At 43.4% G+C, this 16,141-nt stretch carries 13 protein-coding genes and 2 pseudogenes; 11 read left to right on the forward strand and 4 right to left on the reverse strand.

The annotated features are described in order from the left end of the window. Positions 1 to 5 precede the first annotated feature (5 nt). The 3 genes and pseudogenes from VTAP4600_RS23460 to VTAP4600_RS23470 form a co-directional block, all read left to right on the forward strand. A complete protein-coding gene (locus tag VTAP4600_RS23460) occupies positions 6 to 1,415 on the forward strand; it encodes a LutB/LldF family L-lactate oxidation iron-sulfur protein (RefSeq protein WP_102525115.1) in 1,410 nt (469 codons plus the stop codon). Between the two features lie 41 nt (positions 1,416 to 1,456). Next, the gene (locus VTAP4600_RS23465) at positions 1,457 to 2,206 is read left to right on the forward strand and encodes a LutC/YkgG family protein (RefSeq protein ID WP_102525116.1); all 750 of its coding nucleotides are present in this window, start codon (positions 1,457 to 1,459) and stop codon (positions 2,204 to 2,206) included. 160 nt (positions 2,207 to 2,366) lie between these two features. Beyond that, positions 2,367 to 2,834, forward strand: a pseudogene (locus VTAP4600_RS23470) (LysR family transcriptional regulator); the annotation flags it as partial. 177 nt (positions 2,835 to 3,011) lie between these two features. Here the strand turns inward: VTAP4600_RS23470 and VTAP4600_RS23475 are convergent. Further along, complete coding sequence (locus tag VTAP4600_RS23475) at positions 3,012 to 4,541, reverse strand: transposase (RefSeq protein WP_102525117.1); 1,530 nt, start codon at positions 4,539 to 4,541, stop codon at positions 3,012 to 3,014. A gap of 128 nt (positions 4,542 to 4,669) precedes the next feature. On the opposite strand from VTAP4600_RS23475, the gene VTAP4600_RS23480 reads away from it, so the two are divergent. Further along, on the forward strand, positions 4,670 to 5,101 hold the full coding sequence (locus tag VTAP4600_RS23480; protein WP_331813015.1) for a substrate binding domain-containing protein: 432 nt from the start codon (positions 4,670 to 4,672) through the stop codon (positions 5,099 to 5,101). 83 nt (positions 5,102 to 5,184) lie between these two features. On the opposite strand, the gene VTAP4600_RS23485 is transcribed toward VTAP4600_RS23480, so the two are convergent. Continuing rightward, positions 5,185 to 5,649, reverse strand: a complete 465-nt coding sequence (locus VTAP4600_RS23485) for a YehS family protein (protein ID WP_102525119.1) — start codon at positions 5,647 to 5,649, stop codon at positions 5,185 to 5,187. A gap of 347 nt (positions 5,650 to 5,996) precedes the next feature. Here VTAP4600_RS23485 and VTAP4600_RS23490 point away from each other — a divergent pair. Beyond that, positions 5,997 to 8,908: pseudogene (locus tag VTAP4600_RS23490) on the forward strand (HD domain-containing phosphohydrolase). Positions 8,909 to 9,009: 101 nt separating this feature from the next. Here the strand turns inward: VTAP4600_RS23490 and VTAP4600_RS23495 are convergent. Continuing rightward, positions 9,010 to 9,354: a hypothetical protein gene (locus VTAP4600_RS23495; protein WP_102525120.1), complete on the reverse strand. Its 345-nt coding sequence runs from the start codon at positions 9,352 to 9,354 to the stop codon at positions 9,010 to 9,012. Positions 9,355 to 9,653: 299 nt separating this feature from the next. On the opposite strand from VTAP4600_RS23495, the gene VTAP4600_RS23500 reads away from it, so the two are divergent. Then, the gene (locus tag VTAP4600_RS23500) at positions 9,654 to 10,424 is read left to right on the forward strand and encodes a substrate-binding periplasmic protein (RefSeq protein ID WP_102525121.1); all 771 of its coding nucleotides are present in this window, start codon (positions 9,654 to 9,656) and stop codon (positions 10,422 to 10,424) included. 27 nt (positions 10,425 to 10,451) lie between these two features. Here VTAP4600_RS23500 and VTAP4600_RS23505 read toward each other — a convergent pair whose 3' ends face one another. Further along, positions 10,452 to 11,063: a TetR/AcrR family transcriptional regulator gene (locus VTAP4600_RS23505; RefSeq protein WP_102525122.1), complete on the reverse strand. Its 612-nt coding sequence runs from the start codon at positions 11,061 to 11,063 to the stop codon at positions 10,452 to 10,454. Positions 11,064 to 11,169: 106 nt separating this feature from the next. Here VTAP4600_RS23505 and VTAP4600_RS23510 point away from each other — a divergent pair, with 106 nt between their 5' ends. From VTAP4600_RS23510 to VTAP4600_RS23530, 5 genes are all read left to right on the forward strand, one after another. After that, positions 11,170 to 12,255 (forward strand): MBL fold metallo-hydrolase, encoded by a 1,086-nt coding sequence (locus tag VTAP4600_RS23510; protein WP_102525123.1) that lies wholly within the window; start codon positions 11,170 to 11,172, stop codon positions 12,253 to 12,255. Positions 12,256 to 13,073: 818 nt separating this feature from the next. Beyond that, positions 13,074 to 14,357 (forward strand): group II intron reverse transcriptase/maturase, encoded by a 1,284-nt coding sequence (gene ltrA, locus VTAP4600_RS23515; RefSeq protein ID WP_102525124.1) that lies wholly within the window; start codon positions 13,074 to 13,076, stop codon positions 14,355 to 14,357. Positions 14,358 to 14,534: 177 nt separating this feature from the next. Next, entirely contained in the window at positions 14,535 to 15,161 is a 627-nt protein-coding gene (locus tag VTAP4600_RS23520; RefSeq protein WP_415239695.1) for an HD domain-containing protein, read from the forward strand. Positions 15,162 to 15,176: 15 nt separating this feature from the next. Continuing rightward, positions 15,177 to 15,644, forward strand: coding sequence for a GNAT family N-acetyltransferase (locus VTAP4600_RS23525; protein WP_102525125.1), 468 nt, complete (start codon positions 15,177 to 15,179; stop codon positions 15,642 to 15,644). Between the two features lie 113 nt (positions 15,645 to 15,757). After that, a complete protein-coding gene (locus VTAP4600_RS23530; RefSeq protein WP_102525523.1) occupies positions 15,758 to 16,102 on the forward strand; it encodes an ArsR/SmtB family transcription factor in 345 nt (114 codons plus the stop codon). Positions 16,103 to 16,141 lie beyond the last annotated feature (39 nt).

The raw sequence follows: 16,141 nt of genomic DNA on the forward strand, positions 1-16,141 counted from the left end.
GCAATATGTCGATGAAAACCAGTGATGTTAAATTTCGTGAGCGCATCAATGTACAAATGAAAGATGAGTTCATGCGTCAATCTGTCGCGAATGCTCAAGAGCGTATGTTTGCTAACCGACAAATTGCCGCTGATAAGTTGGGCAATTGGGAAGAATGGCGAGAGATGGGAATGGATATCCGTAACCATGTGCTTGAACACTTAGACTACTACTTGCAGCAATTAAGCGACAACGTAGAAAAAAACGGCGGCCATGTTTTTTTCGCTCAAACTTCTGAGCAAGCGACAGACTATGTAGAAAATATCATTAAGCAAAAAAAGGCCAAAAAAGTCGTTAAGTCAAAATCCATGGTGACTGAAGAAATCAACCTTAATGCCATGATAGAACGCAACGATTGTGAAGTGGTGGAAACCGACTTAGGAGAGTACATTTTACAAGTTGATGATTGCGATCCGCCATCGCATATCGTGGTTCCAGCGCTGCACAAAAACAGAGCCCAGATCCGAGATATATTTAAAGACAAGATTAATTACCAAGGGGGAGATGACCCTGAGGAAATGACACGTTTTGTTCGTAATCACATTCGTCATGATTTTCTGGAAGCGGATATTGGCATCACAGGATGCAATTTTGCTGTTGCAGAATCAGGTTCTATTTCTTTGGTTACCAATGAAGGTAATGCAAGGCTCGCGACCAGCCTGCCTAAAACGCACATAGCGGTTATGGGAATGGAGCGTATTGTTCCCACTTTTGAAGAACTGGACATTATGATCAGCTTACTGTGCCGCAGTGCAGTAGGGATCCCATTAACGGGGTATGTCACGGCTTTGACTGGGCCACGAGAAGACGAGCATTGCGATGGGCCAGAAGAATTCCACTTGGTGATCGTTGATAATGGACGATCAGACATATTGGGGTCTGAATTTAAAGATATCCTTCGGTGCGTTCGTTGCGCTGCGTGTGTTAATACCTGTCCGGCATATCGTCATATTGGTGGTCAGTCTTACGGATCAATCTATTCGGGCCCGATAGGTGCGGTGTTGTCACCTCTGCTAGGTGGATATGATGACTTTAAAGACCTTCCGTATGCCTGCAGCTTATGTAAAGCCTGTCATGATGTTTGCCCGGTTAAGATTCCGTTATCTGATCTGTTATTGAAACATCGTCAAAAAATGGCAGAGCAAAAGCTAACCCCAATCAGCGAGCGAGCGGTAGCCGGCGCATTCAATTTTACCAATGCACGACCGATACTTTGGGATACCACGGTTAAAATTGGCGCAAGAATGGCGGGTTACATTATTAAAGACGGCAAATTGCCAGTGAATGTTGGTGCGATCAGTGAGTGGACACAAGCCCGTGACCTACCTGAGCCTGATGGTGAATCATTTAGAAGTTGGTTTAAGAACCGTAAGTAAAACGCGCCCATAACCGAAAGTGGAAAGAGTAAGGAATCAATATGTCGAATTTGAATGCTCAACCATCACGAATTCATAGCCGTGAGTCGTTTCTAAACAATATTGCCAATAAGCTTCAAAGAGATCGTATTACGCAGAAAGTAACCAGACCAAAGCTGAAGCATAACTGCCATCATGAAGTTTTGGCCTCTTGTACTAAAGATGAGCTTAAGAAGGTGCTTGTCGACTATACACAAACCGCTCTGGGGGCGAACGCGTTAGTGACGACCAAAGCGCAGCTTTCGGAATCGCTGCGGATGGAGTGCATAAATTATTGTGAGAAAGAGGCCAAGGGCAGGCAAGAAATTTTATTATCAGCCGATGAGCGTCTACTCGATTTGATTGATGGCAACGTATTTTATAATCTCGATCATGAAGTCAATGTTTGGGATAAAAACAAAGGCTACGAGCGCAATATCACTTTGGCTGAACGAGCTAAAGTTGGCGTGGTGTTTGCTGAACAAGCGTTGGCAGAATCAGGAACGATGGTACTTTATAGTCAACCAAAGCAAGGCCGGGCGGTAAGCTTGCTACCCGAAGCGTCTATTTTCGTGGTACCTAAAAGTGCGTTGTTCGCTCGTTTAACCCAGGCTACGGCCGACTTACACCGTAAAGCGGATGCGGGCGAGCGTATTCCTTCGTGTGTTAATTTTATCTCTGGTCCAAGCTCAACCGCAGACATTGAACTGATTAAAGTCGTTGGTGTTCATGGGCCTGTTTATGCGACTTACATTATCATCGATGATATGTAGTTGATTAGCGGTAATAGGTTGCATATTAAGCCTAGAGCGTGGATCTAACCTGTAAAGTGATAGCTCGGCGTCACGTAATAAAAGGCAATAATCTTAGGGTTATTGCCTTTTGGCTATTATTGTATAATTAGAATCAGTGATTTAACCAAGGAAGTATCGCGTGCCACATATTGATGATTTAGCTATGTTTACTCAAGTGATTGAGCAGGGCTCATTTAGTAAAGTCGCTGATCTGAACGGCATTACAAAATCAGTGGTCAGTAAGCGTGTGAGTAAACTTGAAAGTGATTTGGGGGTTCAGTTGCTTTATCGAACCACTAGGAAGCTCTCATTAACGGAAGCCGGTGAAGTTTTATATTATCGGGCAAAAGGGATTAATTCATTGGCTCAATCGGCCTTTGACGCGGTTACTGGTTATAACGAAGCGCTATCTGGCCATATCAAAATGTCAGTTCCTACCATATCCGGGGAATTGTTACTCGCAGATGCGGTTTCCGACTTCTGTATGGAGCACGCAGGGCTTACGATAGACATGTCGATGGACAATAACTTCGTTGACTTATCGGCTGGAAATTATGACTTGGTAATTCGAACCGGTTATTTGGAAGATTCGAGCTTAATTGCTCGTTGAAGCTGTAGAATTTCTCGATTTTTCACCGATTTCCCATGTTTTTATCGTCATTAATCCTACTGGCAACGGCGTAAATACTGCTCGATGGTAGCGGCCTTTATCATGGTAAGGAAAGATAGAGCGACAGGATGAGAGTTAATTTGGGTTTTTCGCTGATTTTAGAGGTTTTACCCTCTAGATGATGCAATTCCGTAGCTTTTCCATGTTGTGAAGCATGCTGAACATCGCCCATTGGGCGTTCACTTTCTCTTGTCCTCTTAGCGTAAATCGATTCATCTGTTTGTTGACGGTGATGTTGCCAAAAACAGGTTCAACACACCCAAGCCGTTTACTGTATTGCCGCCTTCCTTCTGGGCTATCAATCTTGTCTTTCATGGCTTGCATGTGGTCAAAGTCTTTGGTGTTTTTGTAGATGAAGAAGACTTGTCGACCGACTTGCTTGCCAGGCGGTTTTCTCATGCACAGCGGTTGATGAACGCATTGTCTGCAGTCGTTTAGGTATCCACAAAACTGAGCACCACGCTCTCCACGGATGACGGCGTTCTTGCTGCTCAGCCGCATCATATTTCCTGCAGGGCATCGGCAAGTCATGTCGTCTTGGTTGAACTCGAACATAGAAATGGAGTAACAGGTTTTACCTGTTTTCGAGCGTTTCTTTCGTTTTTTCGCTTGCTCGGTCTGATAGGTTTCACTGTTTTGAAACAGCGGATTACGGCTGCGAAATCCAGTGTCTGCTATGTAACAATTATAAGGAGTCTCAGACAGGAACTTGAGGTTGGTTTTACTATGAAATCCGCTGTCTGCGGTGAACTTGGTGGTGCGCTTTGAGCTGTTGGGTAGCTTCTCTAATTGTTCTTTCAAAGCGAGCACTGCAGGCTTTAATGTTTGCTGTTCACCAACGCTTCCCCACACTTGGCTGTGTAAAATAATTTGGTGCTTGTCATCCGTGATGGCGATGCCGTTATAACCTTGAATCGTACCTTTTGAGGTGGTCATTTTAGCGCTGTCATTGTCCGTGATGTTGCTTTTTACGGGTTTTTTACTGCTGCCCAATTTGTCTTTAGTGCTCGCCAGAAATGAACCTATTTTATCGGCGCTGCTATCAAGCTTTTGTTTTTGTCTTAGGTCTTGTTCGATAACTTCATTTGGGAGCGAATCTTGGCTTTGATGACGCTCGATAATTCGCTGGCTCGCCCGCTGTAGTTTTTCTTTTTTACGGCGAAGCTCTTCGTGTGTGCCACTCCATTCCTTACTGGCATTGGATGAAATTTTACAGCCATCAATAGCAAACATGTTACGGCCTATTAGGCCTTGTTCATCGCATATCATGAGAACCTGAGTGAACAGTGGTTCGATGGTGTCCTTCATTTGTGCCATTAAAGCCGCGATAGTGGTGAAGTGTGGTCGCTCGTCGCCCTTTAAGCACATGAAAGTGACATTGTTGATGCAGGCTCTTTCTATGCGTCGGCTAGTTAACATGCCGAGGGAATAGGCGTAAAAAATAACCTTAAGCATGATGGAGGGTGGATAAGCCGCCGCCCCGTTTTTGTCGTTGTGGTAGTGCGCATCAAAGGGCGAGAGGTCGAGGTGGTTATCGACAATGTGGGAAATCGCATACTCAATAGTTCCGGGGATGAGTTGTTCATCGATGATGATAGGGACGAACATGTTTTGGTTCGAGTAATCGGTTTTGAAGTTGGGCATAACCGTGTCTTGTGGCGAATAATTTAGATTAGATCACAAGGAGTTAGTGCGTTCAAGTTCATATCGTGATGAAATGGCGGCAGGATCAGAATTGAGACGGGCGAGGAGAAATTCTACAGCCTCGTTATATATTTAACTCACGTTGGGTGATATGCGGTGCGCCGAGCTATTTTGAATCACATGAATGCCCGACGGAACCGAACGAGTTGCTGCGTCATAACTGCTTTGGTTACACGCATCCTAGCAGTGGAACGTTTGACTGGTTATTTAAACGCAACAGTGACACTTACATTCTTAAAGTGAATGGCAACTTTTCGTCCGACAACTCGGCCGCGCTGAAAAAAGCAGCATTAAAAGGTAATGGGTTGGCTTATTTACCGACATGCTTGGTTTACGATGAACTGCAAAGTGGCGAGTTAGTTGAAGTGTTATCCGATCACGTGGGAAAAGAAGTCGGTATTTACGCAGTTTATCCTTATACTCGGAAGCCCGCTAAGCGAATTCAAGCACTTATCGATCACATTCGTGATTGCTATCTAGAACGAAAGCACTGCTTTTGAGTACGGAAAATTATCAAATCGATTCAAAAAAGCCAAGCTGAACACGTTAGCTTGGCTTTTTATCTATTCAGTACATTGAAAAACTAGTCTTGCGGACGGAATTTCTGCTGAATACCGTTCAAGAAATTACGAAGAATTTGAGCTTTACAATCGCGGTAATGCTTGTGCTCTGGCTTACGGAAGAAGGCACTAAGTTCGTGCTTGCTCATTTCGAAATCAACACTTTTCATGATTTCTAACACATCTTCTGCTTTGTAATTCAAAGCAATACGTAACTTCATGAATATCATGTTGTTAGTCAAGTTTTGTTCTGGCGCTGGTTGTGCACCTTCTTTCTTACCGCGTTTCGTGTTGATCAGACCATTTAGGAAAATCGCCAATTCCGTATAAGTACAAGCAACGAATGCGCTGTCTTCGTCTTTCTTCAGCCAATTTGAAACTTGCTCACGGGTTACTTCGTGCTCGGCAGCAGCAAAAATATCGATCATGGTTTTGTCGTCAAAATCGAAAGTAAAGCGGATGCGGCGTAAAATATCGTTATTGGTCACTCAATTTTCCTAATGATTTGCAGCATTGGGTATGGCTGCTGAGTTTGTGGTCGAGCACTTTAACAGATTTCTAGGTTAAGGTCTGAATTATTCAAACGAATTTCACCGGCAATATGTCTTAGCGCTGCGATCCTACCGCACTTTAATGCTGAGTTATTTACGTGAAGCGGCTGATATTTACTGACCAACTTGTTCAGCGTGTGAGGCGCTGATTGGGTGATTCGGTCTTTATATCAAATAAATTGAATATAACCCGTGAGATCTGGTTCTTTTTTCAACAATTGCTTGCATAAGTTGTTATGCGATCAATACTTTAGGGTGTCAGTTGTAGAGCAAGGATGTTCATAATGAGAAAGAAGAAGCGCTACCCTCTTAGTATACATATTACGACGCTATTTTTAGCACTCGTTACCGCGATTGGGGTCAGCTTGATCACGATTAGCTATCAGCACTCTCAAACACTTTTAGAGGGGACGGCCGGCGAGCTAAGTAACGAAAATAGCCTAAAACTTCAAACGTTGTTTAAACAGCAAGTTGCGCCTGTCTTGACGACACTTGATTTTATGGCGATGAGTTCGTTTATCTCACACCAAACGGACTTAGCGGAAAAAAGTGGCTGGCTGTCATCAATCGATTTACTTTTTAACCGCAACAAAAGCTTGGTCGCTCTTTACTATGGTTCAAACGAAGGCCGCTTTACGCTTTATCGTCCACTTTCTAACCCCGTTGTTGCTAAGCAGTTTAAAGCACCTGAAGGCTCGACGATGTTATTTCGAGATACGGATCTAGAAGGGAGGAACGAAGCCGTATTTTATGATCCAAACATGAATGTAATCAGTGCGAACGTTCAATACGATAATAACTATGATCCTAGAGTTCGGCCTTGGTACAGCAAAGCAGAAAATGGCGGAAAAATAAGTTTAACCGAACCTTATCGGTTTTATTGGCTAAACGATTCGGGCGTCACCTTTGTGCGACGTTCTATTGATGATAGCCACGTAGTCGCCGCAGATTTTTCGCTATCAGGATTATCTGAAAAAATAATGGAATTGGCTTATTCAGAGCGCAGTCAACTCCTGTTATTTGATAAGAAGTTTCATCCACTTGCGAGCCATCAGGTTGATTTGGGTGAAAAAGGCAGTAGCCAAGATATTAGGTTAACACTTGCCGACAGCGTGTTTAGTGGCATTTTAAAAGAAACGGCATTAACTGGGGGTTACGATACCCAAGAAGTTGATGGCCTTGCTTGGTCTGTTGCTTTAACGCCGGTGCAATTAACCGATGGCGTTGAACTCTACTTAGTTGAAGCAACGCCGCAAAATGACCTTATGAGAGATCTGCTCTCGATGCGCGACAAACAACTCATGATGGCTTTACTCATGCTCATGGCTTGTTCTTTGATCGTAAGATACGTGGCAAAGCGTATTGCCGAGCCTTTAGATGGCTTAAACAAGCAAGCTGAAAGCATAAGACGGTTTGTTTTTACTAAGTCTAATTACTCTCGTAGCATGATAAAAGAAGTGAACGATCTTTCTCTTTCCGTTGAGTTGATGGAACACACGCTACATGATTTGATTATCTTGTTACAAGACACGGCAAGTAACCAAGATTTTAGTGTTCTGGCCAAAAATATTGCAAAGCAAAGTTATATCGTTACGAAAGCTGAAACCATCATTTTGTCTACTTGGGATAGAAAAACCAAGAAGTTTGATGTTACCGTTAATCATGCGATCATCCCGTTGCGTGTAGATATGAATACACTGCTAGCCAATGCACCATTGATGCATTCCCAACTTAAAAATGGCGAGGTCTTTCATCTTAATAAAAAGGATGAATTGCTTAAGCCATATCTTTTGCATTTCCATAATTCAGATCTTTACTTCTTTCCTCTCCTTAATCGAGACAAAGAACTGGTAGGGGTGCTTACCTTAGGTTATGAGCGCGCAGCCACTAAGTTACAGCGAGAAAAGCATGATTTCTTAAGTGAGTTACTTAATTTTGCGGCGATAGCAAAAGAGAATATCGATCAGATTCAACAACAAAAAGACATGCTTAATGCCTTTACAGAGCTACTCGCATCGACCATTGATACTAAATCTCCTTATACCGGAGGCCACTGCCAACGAGTACCAGCCCTAGCGGAAATGCTGACATTAGCTGCAGCGGAAGATAACGGGAAATTCCATGACTTTTCAATGGATAGTAAACAATGGGAAGAACTGAGTCTTGGCGCTTGGATGCATGATTGCGGAAAAATCATTACGCCAGAATACGTGGTTGATAAAGCCACAAAACTAGAAACAAACTACGACAGAATACACGAAATACGTATGCGATTTGAATTGTTGAAACAGCAAGCCCATACCGATTATTGGAAAGCGGTCTCGCAAGGTTCAGACGCGGCATTCGAAAAACTCAGACGAGACAAAACATTGCTCAGCTTAGATTATGATTTTGCCTTTATTGCGGAGTGTAATATTGGGTCTGAATTTATGAACGATCTTAAATCTGATCGGTTACAAAGAATCGCTAAGTTAACTTGGCAACGAACCATAGACGATCAAATCGGTATTTCGTGGGTCGAAAAAGAGCGTTGCGACGCTTCTCAACCCTTACCCGTTACTGAGTTAATGTTGTCGGATAAATCGGTACATAAAGTCGCATGGCCTTTGGGGCATAACCCTAAAGATACGTGGGAAGAAGCATTCAATCTCGTTCCGGGAGAATATCAATACAATAGGGGGGAACTGTACAACTTAAGCGTGAGAGTCGGGACGTTAACGGCAGAGGAGCGCTTCGTGATCAATAATCATATTGTTCAAACCATCGTTATGCTCGACAAACTACCGTATCCAGAACATATGAAGAATGTCCCTGAGATTGCCGGTTGTCATCATGAAAGAATGGACGGAGAAGGTTACCCAAGAGGTAAAAAAGGAAGTGAATTGTCGGTACAAGCCCGAGTGATGGCGATTGCTGACATTTTTGAGGCACTGACTGCCAACGATAGACCATATAAAAAGCTAAAAATTTACAAGAGTCACTGTCAATAATGACCCAACTAGCCACCACTGGCCATATCGACCCAGACTTGTATGTTCTTTTTCTAGAAACAGGCGTCTATAAGCAATATGCGGAGAGGTTTTTAAACGTAGATCAGATGGTAGATGTGAATATTGACAGTTATACCGAGCAAGTGAACCTATACCTAACCAAGATGAAGTTTGAGAAGGAACAGTCGGAATTGCTAGTTAGATAGTGCGTTATTACGGAGTGTTATTGCAATAGAGAGTCATTGCAAGAGAAAGTCATTGAGCCCGCGTTAACACTAACGCGGGCAACGAATTCAGTTGGAGGGTCTTAACTTGTTGGTGTCTCTGTTTTAACGTCTGTTTCCGCAGAGGTTTCTTTTGCTTGGTGATCCAAAGGCTCCTCTGGTGGTGTCATTTTTTTACTGACCGGGCTCTTTTTGATTTTAGGCTCATCGTGAGGCACTTTAAACATTGGCTTATAGTTTACGTTGTCGTTTCGCTCGCCGAAGATCAGATTTTTGATCAATAGCAGGAAGAACAAACCAACGGACGCAATAGCCACGTAAATTAGGGTATTAAAATCGCCACTTAAACTCTGATAAATACCATATGCAAACCCGCCAACAATAGCAATTAGCATCAGTAGTCGAAGCAGGCTGGTTTTTTGTCCCATGATGTATGGATTCCTTGTGACGTTTGAAACGTCTAGTGTGATAAAAACGTTTGTTAAACTATTACGTTTGATGCCCCAGTTTTGATGTACGGGCGTTGAAACGTTAGTAATCCTGAAGTATCTCCCGCATATTGGCAATCAAATTCGTTTTGTGATCAAGCAAAATACGATCTCTATCTAGATACTGATTCCAAAAACGACAAGGGTGTGCAAACAGATGTTTATGTTGAAGGTGTTATTAGACGAACCGCTATCGACTGCCTATGCTTAATACACAATGTGCGTAGGAGCGAGTAAGTATGTGTCAAGGTAGTCAAACTTTAGGGCTGCGATTACTGCTACTTATTGTTGTTGTCTCAATTTCCTTTGGGACGTTAGCGAGTCAGAATGTGGTTATCTATGGTGACGATAACTACCCACCTTATTCATACATTGAAAATGGTGAACCCAAAGGCATTTATGTCGACATTTTGCGACTCGTATTTTCAGAAATGGATGACTACACGGTTACGATCCGGATGGTGCCTTGGAAGAGGGGGCTAAGGTATATTGAACAGGGCAAGGGGTTTGCCTTATTTCCACCGTATTACACAGAAAAACGCGACCCATGGATGTTGTTTTCTGAGAGCATACTAAGAGAAGAAGTGGTTGTGTTTGGTAAACCGAACAAGCTTATCGGTAAGCGAAATTGGCCGGAAGACTTTCATGGAACCGTCATTGGTTTAAACCGAGGATATAACCCTTATTCTATGGGAGGCCATGAGTTCGGCGAAGCGGTTAAGTCGGGACACATAGTCGTTGAAGAAGCGACAAATGGCATTATAAATCTGAACAAGCTTGAAAAAGGAAGAATCGATTTCTATATCAATGATCGCTTAATTGACATCAGTGACTTTCCGGGCATTAAGCGCGGTATAACGGCCAACACGAATGATGGGTATCTAGGCTTTACTAAGTTAAATGTAGATTACCCATACTCTGCAGATTTTAAGGCTCAATTTGATCACGCTATTTTGCGTTTAAAGCAAACAGATACGATAGACAAAATCGTACATAGTTATGTTGATTAAGCTGAGCTACGTACTATGAGCGATAGGTTATGATTTATAGTGACTAAGGAACATCGCGACAGTTTGTTGTACTAAATAATGTTTAGCACTTTCTGAAAGCTCGGGTTGCAGACGCATTAGCTGGGGCCAAAAACACTGACCTTTAATAAGGCTATGAAGTTGGCTATTAGCAAACGCTGGATCTACGTTTTTCAATTTACCGTCCGCTGCTGCTGCGCTGATCCAACGATGTAACGTCGTTTCTTGGCTCGCAATCTTTTCCACTTCTTTAAGTAGCGCTTCTGGGTGATAAAACAGGTGGCCAAATGCCACTCTCGAAAGATCCAAATAATCTTCAGAACACATCAAATTAACTTCGGCAACCAGAATAGCGTGTAATTGCTCCTCTAGTGAAACATTGGCTTGATAGACAATATTCGGTTGAACGAGCACTTTATTCCATAGATCAGACAGAATAAACATAACCAACGCTTCTTTAGTCTCAAAGTGGTTGTAAACGGTTCGTTTCGATACGTTAGCCAACTCAGCCAATTTATCCATACTGGTGGCTTTAACGCCGTTTTCTTTAAACGAAATCATCGCGGCCTTGATGATCGCCTCACGCTTTATCTCACTTCGGGTCTTTTTCGGTTCGCTCATGTTGCCTGCTCATTCTAATACTTTTTGGCTATTTTACACCGAGTAGTTTACTTTTTAAAGATGAAACTATAAACTGCACCGTGTAGTTTACTTTTGAGTTATACAAATGAAAAAACGGTATTGGTTTTTAGGGGGTTTAATCATGGCAGCAATTTCGACGGTGGCATTAACGTCAGCAACGACCGATGAAAAAGGTAAGTTCGTCAATAGCGAGAAAGCGTACGAAACTGACGCAAGTAACCTATGGGAAATTATCAAGGCTTACACCGTGTCTAAAAGGCAGTCGGCTCAGCCAAACAATGCGCTTCCTTTGCAACCACTTACCGCTTCGAAAATTACGCAAGACGAAGGAGACCGAATTTATCGACTTGGTCATTCTACGATTTTGATGAAATTAGATGACAAACTCGTGTTAACCGACCCAGTGTTAAGTGAACGAGCGTCTCCAGTACAATGGGCTGGGCCAAAGCGTTTTCATCCAAGCCCAATTTCGATAGACGAAATGCCGCAGATCGACATCGTGGTGATAAGTCAAGATCATTATGACCACTTAGATAAGCATGCCGTTCTGGCACTGGCCGAAAAAGTTAAGCATTTTGTAACGCCTTTAAAAGTGGGTCAAACCATGGTTAATTGGGGAGTTGATGCGGCGAAAATCACCGAATTAGACTGGTGGGAAAGTGTCAGTTTTGAAGGCATCGAATTTGTTGCAACACCAGCTCAACACTTCTCGGGACGAGGGTTATTAGATAGAAACCAAACACTCTGGGCCAGTTGGGTGATCGACAGCGGAAGCCGAAAGCTATTTTTTAGTGGTGATAGCGGTTACTTTTCAGGCTTTAAACAGATTGGTGACAAATACGGGCCATTTGATGTAACAATGGTGGAAACGGGTGCATATAACGACCTGTGGAGTGATATCCATATGATGCCCGAGCATAGTTTACAAGCCCATTTGGATCTGCGTGGTCAAATTATGATGCCCATACATAACGGTACGTTTGATTTGTCATTACATGACTGGTTTGAACCATTAGAGCGGATTCAAGCGTTAGCCAAACAAAATGACGTAACTTTACTGACTCCTGTTTTTGGTCAGTCGGTATCACTTGATGATGCAGCTCAGAACCCAAAATGGTGGCGAGAGCCCGCGCTGGGTTATAAAACAGACTTGTTGGCTCAGTCTCAATAAGAGTTGCAGTCTCAATAAGAGTTTCAGTCTCAATAGAAGTTAAAAATAGTTAAAGGCGAATCAACGAGTTCGCCTTTTTGTTTGCCCAGCGAAGCTGGCAAACCCATTAGGCTGAAAGAAGCCTAAATCACCCTGATTGAGGGGAAGATAATCCGAATCGCAAGGGCGTTGCTGGCCAACGGCAGGGTTTGAAGGAAGCGATAGGAAGTTAACAGTACACAACGAAAGTGAACCTGATTCGGCAATTTAGGTGGGTAAGCGTGCAAAATAGCGTGAAGCCCGATACTCAATCAGACCTAGATTGTGCTTGAGGGTGGCATTGTTAACAGGGAGCCAGTGCAGTAACTGGGGAAGCCTGACACCACATCCGAGCAAACGTCGGAAGCATAAACTCAAGGCGAGAGCCAAGATCTATGTTGGTGCGAGGTGGCAGATGAATCCGTAGTAGTGAGTAAAGCTCGGCCGGTGAAGCCCAGTAATGGTGTGGAGGATAAAACTGAGCTGACCATCAGTAACACGTCTGATGGGACAACATTTTGCCAAAAGCAATCTGGTGTTGCGAAGGGATGAAGTACATTTTAAGTCTGTGATGAGCAGATGTTTTTTTTTTCAGTGGTATACAAGTTGATTAGCTATCGAGGTATTCCGTCTCGGTCTTTGTGAAAGCAAAGCACTGAAGCGAGAAACCGTACAAGGGAGTAACTCTGACTCACTCTAGTAAATTGCCATTGAGCTAGAAGGCTAGAGAGTGGAGTGAAATACACCAACACTGTGAGAGAGCATTTGTCCCCACACGGCACACAATCTAAAGGAAAAAGTTGAGAGTTTACTACAGTTTATATGGTCACTTGCTCCACAAAGAGCGACTCTATAAAGGATTTAAAAAAGTGTGGAAAGCGAAAGGCGCGGCCGGAATAGATAGGCAGAGCCTAAGCGACTACGCCCAAAATCTGAGTGATAACCTAGATCAACTTCTTCTGGAACTCAAAACCAAGCGATACACCCCTCAACCCGTCAGACGGGTAGAAATACCGAAAGATGATGGTGGGGTGCGATTACTTGGGATCCCAACAGTACGGGATAGAGTTGTCCAACAAGCTCTAAATGATATAGTAACCCCAATCTTCGAAGAGCAGTTTCACCCATCCAGCTTTGGGTATAGACCGAATCGAAGTTGTCACGATGCTATAAACAAAGCGACGATGTTCATCCGTCGATACGGAATGCAACACGTCGTAGATATGGACTTATCGAAGTGCTTCGATAAGCTCGACCACGAGCTTATTCTAAAAAGCATTAAGAAACGAGTCACAGACAGTAGCGTACTGGAGCTCATCAAACAGTTCCTGAAAAGTGGCGTAATGGTTGATGGAGAGTGGCAGCATACCGAGATAGGTAGTCCGCAAGGTGGAGTAATAAGCCCACTGATAGCGAACATCTATCTGGATGCGTTTGATCAAGAGATGCGAAAGCGAGGACATCGAATAGTCCGTTATGCCGACGACATACTGATCTTCTGTCGCAGCCGTAAAGGTGCAGAAAATGCGCAAGTACAGGCAACGAAGGTCCTGGAAAAACAGCTCAAGTTAACGGTGAACGAAACCAAATCACACATAGCGCACAGCGGCGAAGGTGTGAAATTCCTTGGAATAGAAATCGGTAGCCATTATAGCCGTATTCAGCCAAAGAAAATGTCGACGTTCAAAGGAAAGTTGAAGCGAGTGACAAGACGCAATGGCGGTAAGCCATTGTTAGAAGTCATTAAACAACTGAATCCACTTCTGAGAGGGTTCAGCCAGTACTTTCGAATAGCGAATGCCAACAGGGAGTTTAAGAAACTGGCCGCGTGGTTAAGGCGAAGACTTCGCAGCGTCCAATTACGATTATGGAAAAAACCGACCCGACTCCACCGCAGGCTAAGACAGCTAGGTTACGAAGGGTCATTCAGGTATATCTGTATGGATAGTTGGAGAAATGCTGCGAGTCCATTAGCCAGTTACTCGATGCCAAATCAATGGTTTAACGACCTTGGATTAGTGAATCTTGAACACGTTAGGACAGGATATGTGTTCAGCCATTATGCTGAATGGAAATGTGCATGAGCCGTATACGAGGTCCGTACGTACGGTTCTGTGAGAGGGATGAGGCGGAGACGCCTCACCCTACTCGATGCATTGAGTCGCATTCAAGTAAAGATTCATTGGAATATCTGGATAAAAAATGAATGTAATTTCATATCGGTGTATCCTCGTTAGCAAATATGCAGGAGGGAAGTACTGATGGAATCGATGCCAACAAGCATGAATCAACAAATTCAGTTAGACAGAGAGCCGATACACAAGATCTTGGATTTCATGGTCGAGATCGAGAAACTGAAAAACGTAATCAGAAAAACGAGGCCGGTCGGTCTTGATCGCTATGAGAATTCCGCCGAGCACAGTTGGCACGTGTGTTTAAGCGCCTTGATGCTAAAAGATCACGCAAACGAACCGATAGATATCGAAAAAGTGATGAAGATGCTATTGATTCATGACATTGGAGAAATCGATGCCGGTGACAAAATCATCTATGAAAGTGAGACCACAGAACAAAAAGGCCAAGAAGAAAAGGGTGTAGCGCGAATTCTTAATAACCTAAGTGAAGAGCAGGCAAGATACTATTTGTCTTTGTGGCAAGAGTTTGAACTAGGCGAAAGCGCAGAAGCGAGGTTCGCAAAGGCTATTGATCGAGTCCCCCCGTTGCTTCACAACATTCACGGCCAAGCTCATAGTTGGAAAGAGCATCAAGTCAGTAAAGAAACTGTGTTAGGCTTTAACAGCGAACGTATTTCAGCAGGGAGCGAATCTCTGTGGAAGGCGGTGGAAAGCCGTTTAAATACCGCATTTAACGACGGTATCTTAGATTAAGAAACAAGGCCAACAATGATAAGAAAAGCAGAATTGAGCGATCTGAGTGATCTGAATATTTTATACATCGAACAGAATCGTTTTCATCATAACATTACCCCCGATCGCATTGCCCTATGCGACGAATTGCTCACACACGAAGAACTGGCTGAAATGATTGCCGAGACCAGTACCTACCTTACGGTCTATGTGCTTGACGGAAAGCTTGTCGCGGCCTTGCTGGCCAACCTCCAACGCAATGAAGCGAAGCGGTGGACACCAAAACGTTGCTTTGTTTATCTCGACGAACTCATTGTGATGCAAGAATACAGAAGCAAAGGCATTGCGCGAGAAATGATGGATGCTTTTGAAGACTGGGCGATGGAACAAGGCGCCAGTTGCATAGATCTCAATGTTTGGCAGCATAATAGTAATGCGCTCGAATTTTATCAAAAGAACGGCTTTTATACAGAACAACGCTTAATGAGTAAGAATCTGGAGTAGCCGCTTCGAGCTATTCTTGTCGTAATTCTAGCCTTCATATCGCAAATAGATTGCATCAATCAAAAAGTGGCGTATAGTTAATCGTAAATCGACGATTAACTATGTGGTTAGCGATGAAAAAATCTTGTGCTGAAGCAAATAACACTGCTTTTTCTTCTACTGAGAAGCAACTGATTGAAGAAAAAGAGTTTGCGGCCCTATGTAAAGCACTGTCACACCCAGCAAGAGTAAGAATTCTTAATATTCTACTGACGCTAGATAATTTGGGAGGGTGCCTAAATAGTGATTTGGTTTCTGAACTCGGTCTTGCTCAATCTACAGTGTCAGAACACCTGCGAATTTTGAAACAGGCGGAGTTTATTACTGCGGAGCCGATTCCACCGAAGATGTGTTATCGAATCAACCGCAATCGAATTGATCTGTTTTCACAGCGTTTTTCAGGGCTAGTGAATTCATAGAAAAGTTATAAACGGTGCTTAATCGCTTACCCGCACAAG

Source organism: Vibrio tapetis subsp. tapetis (genome assembly GCF_900233005.1).
Lineage (GTDB): Bacteria > Pseudomonadota > Gammaproteobacteria > Enterobacterales > Vibrionaceae > Vibrio > Vibrio tapetis.